Origin of the sequence: Vreelandella azerica, assembly GCF_013112225.1 — a bacterium.
Classification (GTDB): domain Bacteria; phylum Pseudomonadota; class Gammaproteobacteria; order Pseudomonadales; family Halomonadaceae; genus Vreelandella; species Vreelandella azerica.
In genome coordinates, this window is record NZ_JABFHI010000002.1 from 386359 (window position 1) to 399795 (window position 13437).

6 protein-coding genes and 3 rRNA genes are annotated in these 13437 nt (G+C 50.9%); 6 read left to right on the forward strand and 3 right to left on the reverse strand.

Annotated elements, in window-relative coordinates; genetic code table 11:
* The first annotated feature begins 557 nt into the window (after positions 1–557).
* From HLB35_RS05865 to HLB35_RS05880, 4 genes are all read left to right on the forward strand, one after another.
* Positions 558–2090 (forward strand): 16S ribosomal RNA (locus HLB35_RS05865).
* 333 nt (positions 2091–2423) lie between these two features.
* Positions 2424–5313, forward strand: a 23S ribosomal RNA gene (locus HLB35_RS05870).
* 176 nt (positions 5314–5489) lie between these two features.
* A 5S ribosomal RNA gene (gene rrf, locus HLB35_RS05875) occupies positions 5490–5605 on the forward strand.
* The 16S, 23S and 5S rRNA genes sit together here, the layout of an rRNA operon.
* Before the next feature lie 214 nt (positions 5606–5819).
* Positions 5820–6302 carry a response regulator gene (locus HLB35_RS05880; RefSeq protein ID WP_171701864.1) on the forward strand — a complete coding sequence of 161 codons (483 nt, stop codon included), beginning with the start codon at positions 5820–5822 and terminating at the stop codon, positions 6300–6302.
* 33 nt (positions 6303–6335) lie between these two features.
* Here HLB35_RS05880 and HLB35_RS05885 read toward each other — a convergent pair whose 3' ends face one another.
* Positions 6336–9416 (reverse strand): bifunctional diguanylate cyclase/phosphodiesterase, encoded by a 3081-nt coding sequence (locus HLB35_RS05885; RefSeq protein WP_171701865.1) that lies wholly within the window; start codon positions 9414–9416, stop codon positions 6336–6338.
* A gap of 471 nt (positions 9417–9887) precedes the next feature.
* Between HLB35_RS05885 and HLB35_RS05890 the strand changes: the two genes are divergently transcribed.
* Positions 9888–10403: a glutathione peroxidase gene (locus HLB35_RS05890; RefSeq protein WP_328731336.1), complete on the forward strand. Its 516-nt coding sequence runs from the start codon at positions 9888–9890 to the stop codon at positions 10401–10403.
* Positions 10404–10509: 106 nt separating this feature from the next.
* Here HLB35_RS05890 and HLB35_RS05895 read toward each other — a convergent pair whose 3' ends face one another.
* Positions 10510–11334, reverse strand: coding sequence for an amidohydrolase family protein (locus tag HLB35_RS05895; RefSeq protein WP_235937003.1), 825 nt, complete (start codon positions 11332–11334; stop codon positions 10510–10512).
* Positions 11335–11426: 92 nt separating this feature from the next.
* The gene (locus tag HLB35_RS05900; protein ID WP_171701868.1) at positions 11427–12347 is read right to left on the reverse strand and encodes an alpha/beta hydrolase; all 921 of its coding nucleotides are present in this window, start codon (positions 12345–12347) and stop codon (positions 11427–11429) included.
* A 105-nt stretch (positions 12348–12452) separates the two neighbouring features.
* Here HLB35_RS05900 and HLB35_RS05905 point away from each other — a divergent pair, with 105 nt between their 5' ends.
* Positions 12453–13427, forward strand: coding sequence for a GlxA family transcriptional regulator (locus HLB35_RS05905; RefSeq protein WP_216601414.1), 975 nt, complete (start codon positions 12453–12455; stop codon positions 13425–13427).
* Positions 13428–13437 lie beyond the last annotated feature (10 nt).

The following is a 13437-nucleotide window of genomic DNA, read 5'->3' on the forward strand; positions in this document are numbered from 1 at the left end:
GAGGCGTTATGTTGATCATAAAGACTGACAGCTGACGTTTTTTCACTATTGTTCAAATAGTCCTTGCATCCCCGCCGGCAAATCCGTAAAGTACGCATCCGCTGCCGGGGACGCACAGCGTTACCAGCGGTACTTATTCGTAAGTTCGGAGGTGAAAACCTTCGGTTTGTCAGAAAGTTAGAGAAAACGTTGGCGAGAAGTTGCCGCGTCGAATTTCCTAGCTGAAATCGATCAAAATACGGAATCGAATCAGCGGTTGACAAACACACAGGAATGCGTAGAATACGTCTTCCTCGCTGAGGCAAGTCATTCAGGTCAACGAATGACAAGGTTTGATAACCGTCTCGCGAACAGCTCTTTAATAATTTGATCAGGTAATTCATGTGGGCGCTTGCCGATGAGGGTAATAAATCACCAAATATCAAGGCAAGCGACTCAGCAAGACAATCTTAAGCCTCGGCCTTCGATTGTGTATTGAATGAATTCGTTTGAACCTTGAGCCAAGTTTGATGCGCTTTTGTTACCTTCAGGTGACAGGTAAGCATCACAATGATTTTAAACTGAAGAGTTTGATCATGGCTCAGATTGAACGCTGGCGGCAGGCCTAACACATGCAAGTCGAGCGGTAACAGATCTAGCTTGCTAGATGCTGACGAGCGGCGGACGGGTGAGTAACGCATAGGAATTTACCCGATAGTGGGGGATAACCTGGGGAAACTCAGGCTAATACCGCATACGTCCTACGGGAGAAAGGGGGCTTTGGCTCCCGCTATCGGATGAGCCTATGCCGGATTAGCTGGTTGGTGAGGTAATGGCTCACCAAGGCGACGATCCGTAGCTGGTCTGAGAGGATGATCAGCCACATCGGGACTGAGACACGGCCCGAACTCCTACGGGAGGCAGCAGTGGGGAATATTGGACAATGGGCGCAAGCCTGATCCAGCCATGCCGCGTGTGTGAAGAAGGCCCTCGGGTTGTAAAGCACTTTCAGCGAGGAAGAACGCCTGGCGGTTAATACCCGCCAGGAAAGACATCACTCGCAGAAGAAGCACCGGCTAACTCCGTGCCAGCAGCCGCGGTAATACGGAGGGTGCAAGCGTTAATCGGAATTACTGGGCGTAAAGCGCGCGTAGGTGGCTTGATAAGCCGGTTGTGAAAGCCCCGGGCTCAACCTGGGAACGGCATCCGGAACTGTCAGGCTAGAGTGCAGGAGAGGAAGGTAGAATTCCCGGTGTAGCGGTGAAATGCGTAGAGATCGGGAGGAATACCAGTGGCGAAGGCGGCCTTCTGGACTGACACTGACACTGAGGTGCGAAAGCGTGGGTAGCAAACAGGATTAGATACCCTGGTAGTCCACGCCGTAAACGATGTCGACCAGCCGTTGGGTGCCTAGCGCACTTTGTGGCGAAGTTAACGCGATAAGTCGACCGCCTGGGGAGTACGGCCGCAAGGTTAAAACTCAAATGAATTGACGGGGGCCCGCACAAGCGGTGGAGCATGTGGTTTAATTCGATGCAACGCGAAGAACCTTACCTACTCTTGACATCCTGCGAATCGGTGAGAGATCACTGGGTGCCTTCGGGAACGCAGAGACAGGTGCTGCATGGCTGTCGTCAGCTCGTGTTGTGAAATGTTGGGTTAAGTCCCGTAACGAGCGCAACCCTTGTCCTTATTTGCCAGCACGTAATGGTGGGAACTCTAAGGAGACTGCCGGTGACAAACCGGAGGAAGGTGGGGACGACGTCAAGTCATCATGGCCCTTACGAGTAGGGCTACACACGTGCTACAATGGCCGGTACAAAGGGCTGCGAACTCGCGAGAGTCAGCGAATCCCTTAAAGCCGGTCTCAGTCCGGATCGGAGTCTGCAACTCGACTCCGTGAAGTCGGAATCGCTAGTAATCGTGAATCAGAATGTCACGGTGAATACGTTCCCGGGCCTTGTACACACCGCCCGTCACACCATGGGAGTGGACTGCACCAGAAGTGGTTAGCCTAACGCAAGAGGGCGATCACCACGGTGTGGTTCATGACTGGGGTGAAGTCGTAACAAGGTAGCCGTAGGGGAACCTGCGGCTGGATCACCTCCTTAAACGATGCATCATCCCTCGCGGTAAGCGCTCACAATGAATTACCTGATCAGATAGCTGTTGATATGCAGTGATAAGCGTCTCCTTTACGTTGAAAAAGAGAAAGCTCTTTTTTTATTTTTAATGTGAAAAAGCATGCGTTTATCACTGCTTATAGCAGTCGCTCTTTAATAATATATCAAGCTGATAAAAACCTTCTAAGAGGGTGGTTAATCACATTCTGTGTGACTAACAACACTCTGAGAGGTTTGTACGTAGTAAATTGTTGTGTGATACGTCTCAAGCGTATCCGGCAATCGTTATCATTGCGAACCCCAGACTCCTTCGGGTTATAGGGTCAAGCAATGAAGCGCACACGGTGGATGCCTAGGCAGCCAGAGGCGATGAAAGACGTGGAAGCCTGCGATAAGGCTCGGCGAGGTGGCAAACAACCTGTGACCCGGGCATCTCTGAATGGGGAAACCCACTCATCACAAGATGAGTATCCTGCACTGAATACATAGGTGACAGGAGGCGAACCAGGGGAACTGAAACATCTAAGTACCCTGAGGAAAAGAAATCAACCGAGATTCCCCTAGTAGCGGCGAGCGAACGGGGACCAGCCCTTAAGCAGGTGACTGATTAGACGAATGCGCTGGGAAGCGCGGCCATAGCGGGTGATAGGCCCCGTAGTCGAAAATCTGATCCTGTGAAATCGAGTAGGTCGGGGCACGAGAAACCTTGACTGAAGACGGGGGGACCATCCTCCAAGGCTAAATACTCCTGGCTGACCGATAGTGAACCAGTACCGTGAGGGAAAGGCGAAAAGAACCCCGGAGAGGGGAGTGAAATAGACCCTGAAACCGTGTGCGTACAAGCAGTCGGAGCGGACTTGTTCCGTGACGGCGTACCTTTTGTATAATGGGTCAGCGACTTATATTCTGTGGCGAGGTTAACCGATTAGGGGAGCCGTAGCGAAAGCGAGTCTTAACTGGGCGCACCAGTCGCAGGATATAGACCCGAAACCGAGCGATCTATCCATGAGCAGGGTGAAGATTGAGTAACATCAATTGGAGGCCCGAACCAGGATCTGTTGAAAAAGATTTGGATGACTTGTGGATCGGAGTGAAAGGCTAATCAAGCTCGGAGATAGCTGGTTCTCCTCGAAAGCTATTTAGGTAGCGCCTCATGCAGCACCACCGGGGGTAGAGCACTGTTTCGGCTAGGGGGTCATCCCGACTTACCAACCCGAGGCAAACTCCGAATACCGGTGAGTGACGCGTGGGAGACACACAGCGGGTGCTAACGTCCGTTGTGAAAAGGGAAACAACCCAGACCGTCAGCTAAGGTCCCGAAATCCTGATTAAGTGGGAAACGATGTGGGAAGGCTCAGACAGCTAGGAGGTTGGCTTAGAAGCAGCCATCCTTTAAAGAAAGCGTAATAGCTCACTAGTCGAGTCGGCCTGCGCGGAAGATGTAACGGGGCTAAATCAGGTACCGAAGCTACGGGTTCACACTTAGGTGTGAGCGGTAGAGGAGCGTCGTGTAAGCCAATGAAGGTGAGTTGAGAAGTTCGCTGGAGGTATCACGAGTGCGAATGCTGACATGAGTAACGATAAAGGGCGTGAAAAACGCCCTCGCCGGAAGACCAAGGGTTTCTGTTCGACGCTAATCGGAGCAGAGTGAGTCGGCCCCTAAGGCGAGGCCGAAAGGCGTAGTCGATGGGAAACGGGTCAATATTCCCGTACCGGACATGATTGCGATGGGGGACGGAGAAGGCTAGGTGAGCCAGGCGTTGGTTGTCCTGGTGAAAGCAAGTAGGCCGAGCGCTCAGGTAAATCCGGGCGCTTAAAGCCGAGATGCGAAACGAACTGACCACGGTCAGGAAGTCATCGATGCCACGCTTCCAGGAAAAGCCTCTAAGCTTCAGATCATGTGCGACCGTACCCCAAACCGACACAGGTGGTCAGGGTGAGAATCCCAAGGCGCTTGAGAGAACTCGGGTGAAGGAACTAGGCAAAATGGTGCCGTAACTTCGGGAGAAGGCACGCCGGCGTAGGGTGACGAGACTTGCTCTCCAAGCCCGAACCGGTCGAAGATACCAGGTGGCTGCAACTGTTTAGTAAAAACACAGCACTCTGCCAAGTCGTAAGACGACGTATAGGGTGTGACGCCTGCCCGGTGCCGGAAGGTTAAGTGATGGTGTTATCTTCGGAGAAGCTCTTGATCGAAGCCCCGGTAAACGGCGGCCGTAACTATAACGGTCCTAAGGTAGCGAAATTCCTTGTCGGGTAAGTTCCGACCTGCACGAATGGCGTAATGATGGCCACGCTGTCTCCACCCGAGACTCAGTGAAATTGAAATCGCCGTGAAGATGCGGTGTACCCGCGGCTAGACGGAAAGACCCCGTGAACCTTTACTATAGCTTCACACTGGACGCTGATGTTGCCTGTGTAGGATAGCTGGGAGGCTTTGAACCTCGGACGCCAGTTCGAGCGGAGCCACCCTTGAAATACCAGCCTGGCATCATTGGCGTTCTCACTCAGGTCCGTTATCCGGATCGAGGACAGTGTGTGGTGGGTAGTTTGACTGGGGCGGTCTCCTCCCAAAGCGTAACGGAGGAGCACGAAGGTACCCTCAGCACGGTCGGACATCGTGCAATGAGTGCAAGAGCATAAGGGTGCTTGACTGCGAGACAGACACGTCGAGCAGGTGCGAAAGCAGGTTCTAGTGATCCGGTGGTTCTGTATGGAAGGGCCATCGCTCAACGGATAAAAGGTACTCCGGGGATAACAGGCTGATACCGCCCAAGAGTTCACATCGACGGCGGTGTTTGGCACCTCGATGTCGGCTCATCACATCCTGGGGCTGAAGTCGGTCCCAAGGGTATGGCTGTTCGCCATTTAAAGTGGTACGCGAGCTGGGTTTAGAACGTCGTGAGACAGTTCGGTCCCTATCTGCCGTGGGCGTAGGATGTTTGAGAAGGGCTGCTCCTAGTACGAGAGGACCGGAGTGGACGCACCTCTGGTGTTCCGGTTGTCACGCCAGTGGCATTGCCGGGTAGCTAAGTGCGGACGGGATAACCGCTGAAAGCATCTAAGCGGGAAGCCCCCTTCAAGATGAGACATCCCTGAGGCCTAGAGCCTCCTGAAGGGCCCAGCGAGACCAGCTGGTTGATAGGCACGGTGTGGAAGCGCTGCAAGGCGTTGAGCTAACGTGTACTAATGGCCCGTGAGGCTTGACCCTATAACACCCAAGGGGTCTGGTAGCAGTGATAACGATGGCTGAATAAGCCAGTCGGATACGCAGAGACGCATCACACGCGCAAAAGCGAAAGCAGGAGCGCGGACAGTTTACAAACACGTACAGCGCAGGCTATCAATTAACTGCCTGCGCATCAGCTTGATGTATTACCTGTTACGCCTGACGACCATAGCGAGTGGGAACCACCTGATCCCTTGCCGAACTCAGCAGTGAAACCGCTTAGCGCCGATGGTAGTGTGGGGTCTCCCCATGCGAGAGTAGGTCATCGTCAGGCACTTATACCGCAAAAACCCCAGCTTCAGTTGAAGCTGGGGTTTTTTGTTTGTATAGCGAAATTGTAAAAACATGCCATGCCCAGAATGTATTGCTGTGCGGAGCGTGTATGGTCAGGGTTGCAATTGTTTTCAGTCTGCAGCGTGTAAATACCCTAGGATAAGCCCTTATCTAAAACTGCAATCAGTCATGCATTTTTAATATGGGGGTGGCTTATGCAGATCAAATCCACTATAAATCGATTGCTTGGTACTCGCAGTGGTCCTGTCAAAAATCATGCTCAACATTACATAGCACAGGGTGCTAACCGCTCGGAGGGCGTGTCGTGGGCATCGATTATGGTGGTTGAAGACGATGTGCTCAATCAGGTAATTGCACGCAAGATTTTGACTGATTTAGGCTATACAGTCATTGTGGCCAACAATGGGCAAGAGGGTATCGACAAGCTGGCATCAGCAGATATAGACCTGATATTGATGGATATGCAGATGCCCATCATGGATGGGCCTGAAACTACTCGACGTCTCCGTGCGCAGGGTTACAGCTTGCCGATACTAGGCTTTACTGCAAGTACATCTGCTAATGATCATCAGCGTTGCCTGGAGGCTGGTATGCAGGACGTGTTGACGAAACCCATGCAGGTTATGGCCCTGACAGAAGCACTTTCTAGGTTTCTTGTGAATCACAAACAGCAATAACTGAAAAATAACACCGAATTGAAATGAAGCGTATTATTGACGACTACGCTGACAACGCCAAGCATTGAATTGCTCGATAGGCATGGGTTTGGCAATGCCATAGCCTTGAAGAACATCGCACCCAAGGCGATGCAGAGCTTCGATATGTGCCTTTGTTTCAACGCCTTCTGCGACAACAGTCTTATTAAAACGCTTTGATAGATAGATAACACTCTCGACGATGGCCAAGTCGTCTGCGTTCTCGAGCATGTCGATGACAAAACTGCGGTCAATCTTGACAATATCTGCAGGCAGGCCTTTAAGGTACGTTAATGATGAGTAACCTGTCCCAAAGTCATCCAATGCCACACGTATACCACGCGCCTGGCAGGCTTTCATCACATCAGTGGCAATATTGAGTTCTTCAATAGCCGCTGATTCAAGCACCTCTACATGCAGCCGGTTCATGTCCACGTCCGGGTAATGGCGCAAAGCGTTATCCAGCATAGCGATCAAGGTTTTATTCGCCAGCGTCTGGGGAGTCAGGTTGATGCTGAGGGTGAGCTCTGGCGCTTCTAACCGCCACTGATCAAGCAACTTGAATGCCTGCATGACGACCCATTTATCAATATCATGTTCAAGAATGGAGTTGACGATATAGGGCAGAAAATCATTGGGCATACGCCGCCCTTCAGGGTGGTGCCAGCGAATCAGGGCTTCCACGCCTACCAGTTCAAGGGTTCTGGCATCTACCTGAGGTTGCAATTCAAGCACAAATTCGTCGTGTTGTAGCCCATGGGCAATGTCTTTACGTAGCCGCTGGGCTGACTTGAGTTCCTGTTCATGGTCGGTGTTAAAGATAATATAGCGGTTTCCACCTTCCTCCTTGGCACGGTACATGGCCTGATCAGCATGGCGCAAAAGGGTGTCTGGATCGGCGTTATCATCCGGGTAGAAGGTCACTCCCATGCTACCCGTAATCGTTAGCAGGTTCCCGGTCGGCAACGACTGAACGGTCACAATATCTGACAACAGTCTGTCCAGGCGGTCGAGCAGGTGAGGGCTATGGATGAGGATTAAACCAAATTCATCGCCACTCATACGTGCGACGGTTTCACCTTTATTCAGCTGATCAGAGAGTCTGTCACTTATTTCAATCAGAAGAGCATCACCGGCCTCCGAGCCGAGCACTTGATTGATGCTGTTAAAGCGATCCAGGTCAATCACCGCAATCGCAAGCCCCTGGTGGTCGTTACTTTGACGAATTGCTTCATGCATCAGCTGCATCAAATGCATGCGATTGGGCAGATGGGTCAAAGGGTCGAAGTGGCTGATGCGATAAAGCTCTTTATCGTGTTGCTTGATGCGCCGTAAGTCAGTAAAAACAACGACTTGATGGCTGATAGCGCCTAAGGTGTTGCGAACAATTGAAATCGACAGGTATTGAGGTAAAAGCTCCCCATCTTTACGCTTGTTAATTACTTCGCCTTCCCAATAATCGTGATGGGTTTGAGCATCGCACAGGCCTTGATTAAGCGTTGGAAGATGTCCTTCTGCAGTTAGCAAAGCCGCGTTCTTACCTAATATTTCCTGGCGACTGTAACCTGTTTCCGTCTCAAATACGGGGTTGACGTCGAGAATACAATTCTCGGCATCGATAATCATGATGGCGTTATGACTACAGTCAAATACGCGAGCGGCCATTTCAAGACGCTCCCGAGAAAGTTGTTGCTCATTACGCAACGTAAACGTTGTGATTAGCTGACCAATTCTTTGTTGCAAAGGGATAAGCTCATGGGCAAAAGCTTCATCATATCCCTGCTTCCGGTTCGCTAAGCCTATTACGGCCAGGATATCGCCGTAATCGTCGAATACTGGCAGTCCGATAAAGCAACCAAGGTTCGGGTGGCCTTCAGGAAGGTTGCCAGATCGGCGCTTGTCATCGGCAGGCGCATTGGAAATGATGGTTGTCTTGTCAAGAATGACGCGACCAAAGAGTGACTTTAACTGCGTAAACTCCATGCCTTGAGGAGCGTTTGCCTTGAAGCTTTCAAACTCGGCTTTGTCCCATGAAATATCGGTCAATGCATGCATTTGTAAATAAGGTGTAGTGCTATCCTGGCGATAGCACACTTCACCAATAAAACCGGCTTCACTTTCAGTGGCAACCAGTAATTTTTCCAGCGCGTGTTTAAAGGTGTTACTCGACTGGTTGTCGCGGATAAATTCTTCCTGTAACTCACTTATAAGCTGTTCAAGCCTTGCGTGACGAGCCAGGCGCGCCTCTTTATCCTTCAGTGGCGTGATATTGCGAACAGTGCCCGCAAGATGAGTGACTTCACCATTGGTTTCTAAAGCGGTAGCGGTAACGTTGACCCAGGCAGGCGACACATGTTCAGGACGTTTTAGCTTCAGTTGGACTGAAAATGGCTGACCGGTAGCAATGGCCTTTGAAAGCTTTTTTTCAAGTTTTTGCTGTGAATCTACTTCGTATAGGTTCACCTGCCGAGAGTGATTGCTTCGGCATGTCTCATCAGTGCCGAAAAGACGGAATACGGTATCGCTCCACCAACTGGCGTTAGAGCCAACATCCAGTTCCCAAAGGCCCACATCCGATTTATCAACAATGTCGAGCAGACGTTGTAAGCGTAATACTTCTAAGTGCTCAATAACGCGATGAGCAAAAAGATTGAGTTCCTGAAGTTTGTCGGCAGAAAAATCTCTTGGCTGCGAGTCAATAATGCACAAGGTGCCCAGTTTCAAACCGTCAGGGGTTATCAGCGCCGCACCGGCGTAATACCTGATATGTGGTGGCCCGGTGACGAGCGGATTTTCGCAAAAGCGCGAATCCTGATGAGTATCCTTGATTTCTAAAACCGACTTCTCTTCAAGGATGGCATGGGCACAGAAGGAAATATTGCGCGGCGTCTGGGTCTCGGAAAGACCAAAACGGCTTTTGAACCACTGACTCTCTTGATCGACAAATGACACCAGCACGATAGGCACATCAAAAGAGCTGGCAACCAATTGTGTAATGGCATCCAGGGCAGGATCGTCTTGTTTGTCATGCAGGCTATAGCGCCATAGCTCTTCCAAGCGTTTTATTTCGTTGGCAGGCAGTTCAGTATGCTTCACGGGAGTCCCCTGGTAATACGGTCGTACGGGTCAGTTCCGGTCAGCCGGTTCTGCACATAATGGGGCGAGTTTGTCAGACCTCCGTTCTTTTGCCCCTTGTTTCCTCCTGCCCTTCTGAAAGTTGCTTCCGTTATTACCTTATTGCAAAAATGCTGGTAGTGGGATATTCCTGCTTGCCTTAAATAGAGCTAATGCTAATAAACATAAGGTATTTATGCTACGCCATATGCAGGTCAATAAAACGGCCAAGATACAATCAATATGTAACAGAAGGTGTTGGTACAGCAAGAATGTTTGCAGATAGCAGCATATGATATAAATCTTTTACAGATGGCGGCTTCAATTCTGATATTGTATAGATATTAAGCTTGAAGGTTTCTAAACCGTTTGTCTATAGAGAGAGGTTATCCAATGGGGTTACTTTCGGGTTACCAGATAAGCATTAATAGGTTAAATCGCCATTTGTCTGCTGTGTTCGGGGTAGCGTTGATACTGCTGTTTGCAGGCAGCAGCGCTCAGGCTGCTGACTGGCAGGCACATGAGATGCGCCGGTTGCATTCCAGTGAGACCGTCAATCTTGAGGCATTGATTGATAAACGTCCTGTACTAATGGTCAACACCGCTAGTCGCTGCGGTTTCACTGGCCAGTTTGAAGGGCTGGAAGTGCTTCACCAGCGCTACGGCCCGAAAGGATTGGCCGTTGTTGGTTTCTCATCCAATGACTTTAATCAGGAAATTGACGAAGAAGGCGCCGCTGATGTCTGTTTCGTCAACTTTGGCGTGACCTTTGATATGCTGGCACCCGTGCATGTGCGCGGCGAAAACGCCCACCCTGTGTTTGCGGAACTGGCACGTCAATCTGAAGCGCCACGCTGGAATTTCACCAAATATCTGGTTTCGTCAGAGGGTGAGGTGGTGGCGCACTTTCCCTCCAACGTACGCCCGGAATCAGGCGCGATGCGCAGCGCGATTGAAGACTTGCTGTGACCGATAACAAGCAGGCAAAAAGGTTATTTTGATCTGCGGCCTAGGACATCCTTACCTAAGCCGCATAAGGCGAGTTGAGCTGACTTCTGAACGTTGATCAACGGGGTCATGAGTCAGCAAAATAGAGTGCTTCAGGATTGTCGACCAGAATACGTTGACGAACATGTTTGTCAGGTGCCCAGTTAGCCAGCTCGTCCAGTAAAGGACCATCATTGGGCATGGGTACAGAAATATGCGGGTGAGGCCAATCAGAACCCCAAACGCAGCGCTCGGCATTCGAATTAATCAATGCCTGGGCAAAAGGCGTGATATCTTCATAAGGAAGATGCTGGCGACCTGTTGTTCGATAGGCGCCTGAAAGCTTTACCCAGGCATGACCATCTGCCAGTAGCCTGCACAGCGTCTGAAACTTAGGGTGCTCTACTCCCTTGCCAGCTTCCATATGGCCCATATGATCAATCACACAGTGTGTTGGTAAGCGCTTTATCCGCTGCTCAAGTTCATCAACATCAGACACATCAATAAGAAACTGCAAGTGCCAGCGGCGAGCTGCAAGTCTCTCGGATAGCGCGACCACATCTTTCCACTGCAGACCTCCCTTGAACAACAGGTTGAGACGAATCCCTCTGAATCCATCCTGATGAAGTGCATCAAGTTGTTTTTCACTGACCTCTGAGCTGACGACCGCGACCCCTCGGTAATCACGCCCTTTCTGGCGGAGAGCGCGCAAGGCATCACGGGTCGCGGAATTGTCTAGCCCGTAGACGCTGGGCTGGACGAGTACACCGCGTTCGATTCCTAGCGTCTGATGCAACTGCTGGTATGCTTTAAGCGAAGCATCAGGAGGTGTATAGGTACGCTCAGAAGTATATGCATAGTGCTCGGCAGGGCCAAATACATGGGCATGACAGTCCACGGCACCTGGGGGCATTACAAATCGTGGTGCTTTAGGCGCCGGGTCTGCCGGCGCACAGAAGGGAATCGTATTGGCAAGATCCGTAAATGACAGCTCAGTCATGGCAGTTAGGCGGCAACGGAGGGCGTGTTCAAAGGTGCAACGCTGGTTTCCAGCCAGTTAGCGATATGCGCTGCGAAGTGCTGGAACTTTGGGTCATCATCCAGCATCCATTCTGTATGACCACCTTGAGGCAGCAAGAACAGTGATTTAGGCCCGGGATAAGTCGCATACAGAGAATGTGCTTCGCTGACAGGATGGAGGTCATTTTCACCGCCATGAGCAATTAGCAGTGGTGTTTTGGCAAAACGCTGGTCGATGTGTGCCTCAGGGCAGAATGAAATCAGCGAATCAGCAAAATCGAGATCCGACATGACACCGTAGCCACTGGTTTTGAACAGCACGTCGTCAACATAGCCTTTGGAAATTGGATCCAGCGGGTAGATATCAAAAGGATCCAGCTTGCGCGGCTCGCCACCCTGAGCTATGCGCAGACGCTCCTGATTCATAAACTGACGGAACTGTTTCCAGCCCAGTTCACCGCGTAAGGCTTTTTGCACTCGTACCGCATCAAAGAAACCATTCATGCTTACCAGGGCGTCCACCAGGTCTTCTACCAGGCGATACGCATCCAATACCAGGCCACCTGCCATCCCCCAGCCGGCTAGTACCAGCGGGCGGTTTTCCTGTTCGGCACGCGCGCGAACCCGCGTCACAACATTGGCAATATCGCGTACCTGTTCTTCAATCAACACCTTGCCGCGTTCGCCTTCGCTTTCACCAAAGCCACGATAATCAAAGCCAACACATAGAAAGCCCTGACGCGTCAGGTAACGAGCAAAGCGCTCAGGATGAATGTGCTTTAGTCCGGTAAAGCCGGAACACACAATCACCACGGGAGAGTCATCCTTCAAGGTACCTTCTTCCCAGTAATAAGAACCGTCAAGCTTGTAGCCATCACTTTGAATGGAAAGGCTTTCTGAATGCATGGGGTGCTCCGCTGACTCATTGTTTGAATGCCGATGTTGGCATTGACATCTTGCAATATCAGCGCCATGGTTAAAGATATTAAAACGTCATAAAAGAAAACAATCATGACATCCAAGATGCCTTGTAGAAGACCTTTTACCTTTGGCTTTGTACTGTTTCCAAACTTTGCAATGCTGTCGTTCAGTTCCGTTATCGAACCCCTGCGTATCGCCAATCGTCTGAGTGGGAAAAATATTTATCACTGGGAGTTGCTGAGTCTGGATGATCAGGCCGTAGAAGCAAGCAACGGTCTTTTATTCACACCCAGTTTGCAGGTGGAGCAATGGCATGATCTGGATGCCATCATTTTAGTGGCTGGCATTGGCACCAGCCTGATCGCTGATCAGCGGCTGTTTAAATGGCTGCGTGATATAGCGCGCGGTGAGCGTTTGCTGGGTTCAACCTCAACCGGCAGTATTCTGCTAGCCAAAGCGGGTGTTCTTAAAAACAAACGTTGTACCATTCACTGGGAAGATCAGGCCAATCTTCAGGAGGAGTATCCAGAACTGATCGTCACCCATGAGCTGTTTGAAATTTCAGGCAATATCATGACGTGTTCCGGCGGAACGGCTGGATTGGATATGATGCTGTCGTTGATTGAACGGCAGCAGGGCAGTCGTCTGGCAAAAAGCATCGCTGAACAATGTATTCACCCGACGATTAGGCCTGCGCATGATCAGCAGCGCATGTCGATTGAAGAGGCGCTGGGCATCCATAGCCCGGCGCTTGCCCGTGCAATTGAAATCATGCAGTCCCATATAGAAGACCCTGTGAACTGTGAAAGCATCGCCGCCATGGTCAATATTTCCAATCGTCAGCTGCAGCGGCTGTTCAAACATAAATTTGGGCTTACACCGGCAACCTATTACCTGCAACTGCGCCTAGAACATGGTGACAACCTGCTGTGTAAAACCTCCATGAGTATTCTGGACGTCTCAACGGCCACCGGGTTTTCGTCTACATCGCACTTCAGTAAGTGCTATCGCAAGTATTACCGCATGCTGCCTCGCGAACGGCGCAAACAGGTAGCAACAGGGTGAATAGGTCTGC

Bases quoted from the DNA above. Each gene is read 5' to 3' on its own strand.
- HLB35_RS05895 (WP_235937003.1), bottom strand. From the start codon at position 11,334: ATGCCCCCAGGTGCCGTGGACTGTCATGCCCATGTATTTGGCCCTGCC.
- HLB35_RS05880 (WP_171701864.1), top strand. From the start codon at position 5,820: ATGCAGATCAAATCCACTATAAATCGATTGCTTGGTACTCGCAGTGGT.
- HLB35_RS05905 (WP_216601414.1), top strand. From the start codon at position 12,453: ATGACATCCAAGATGCCTTGTAGAAGACCTTTTACCTTTGGCTTTGTA.
- HLB35_RS05900 (WP_171701868.1), bottom strand. From the start codon at position 12,347: ATGCATTCAGAAAGCCTTTCCATTCAAAGTGATGGCTACAAGCTTGAC.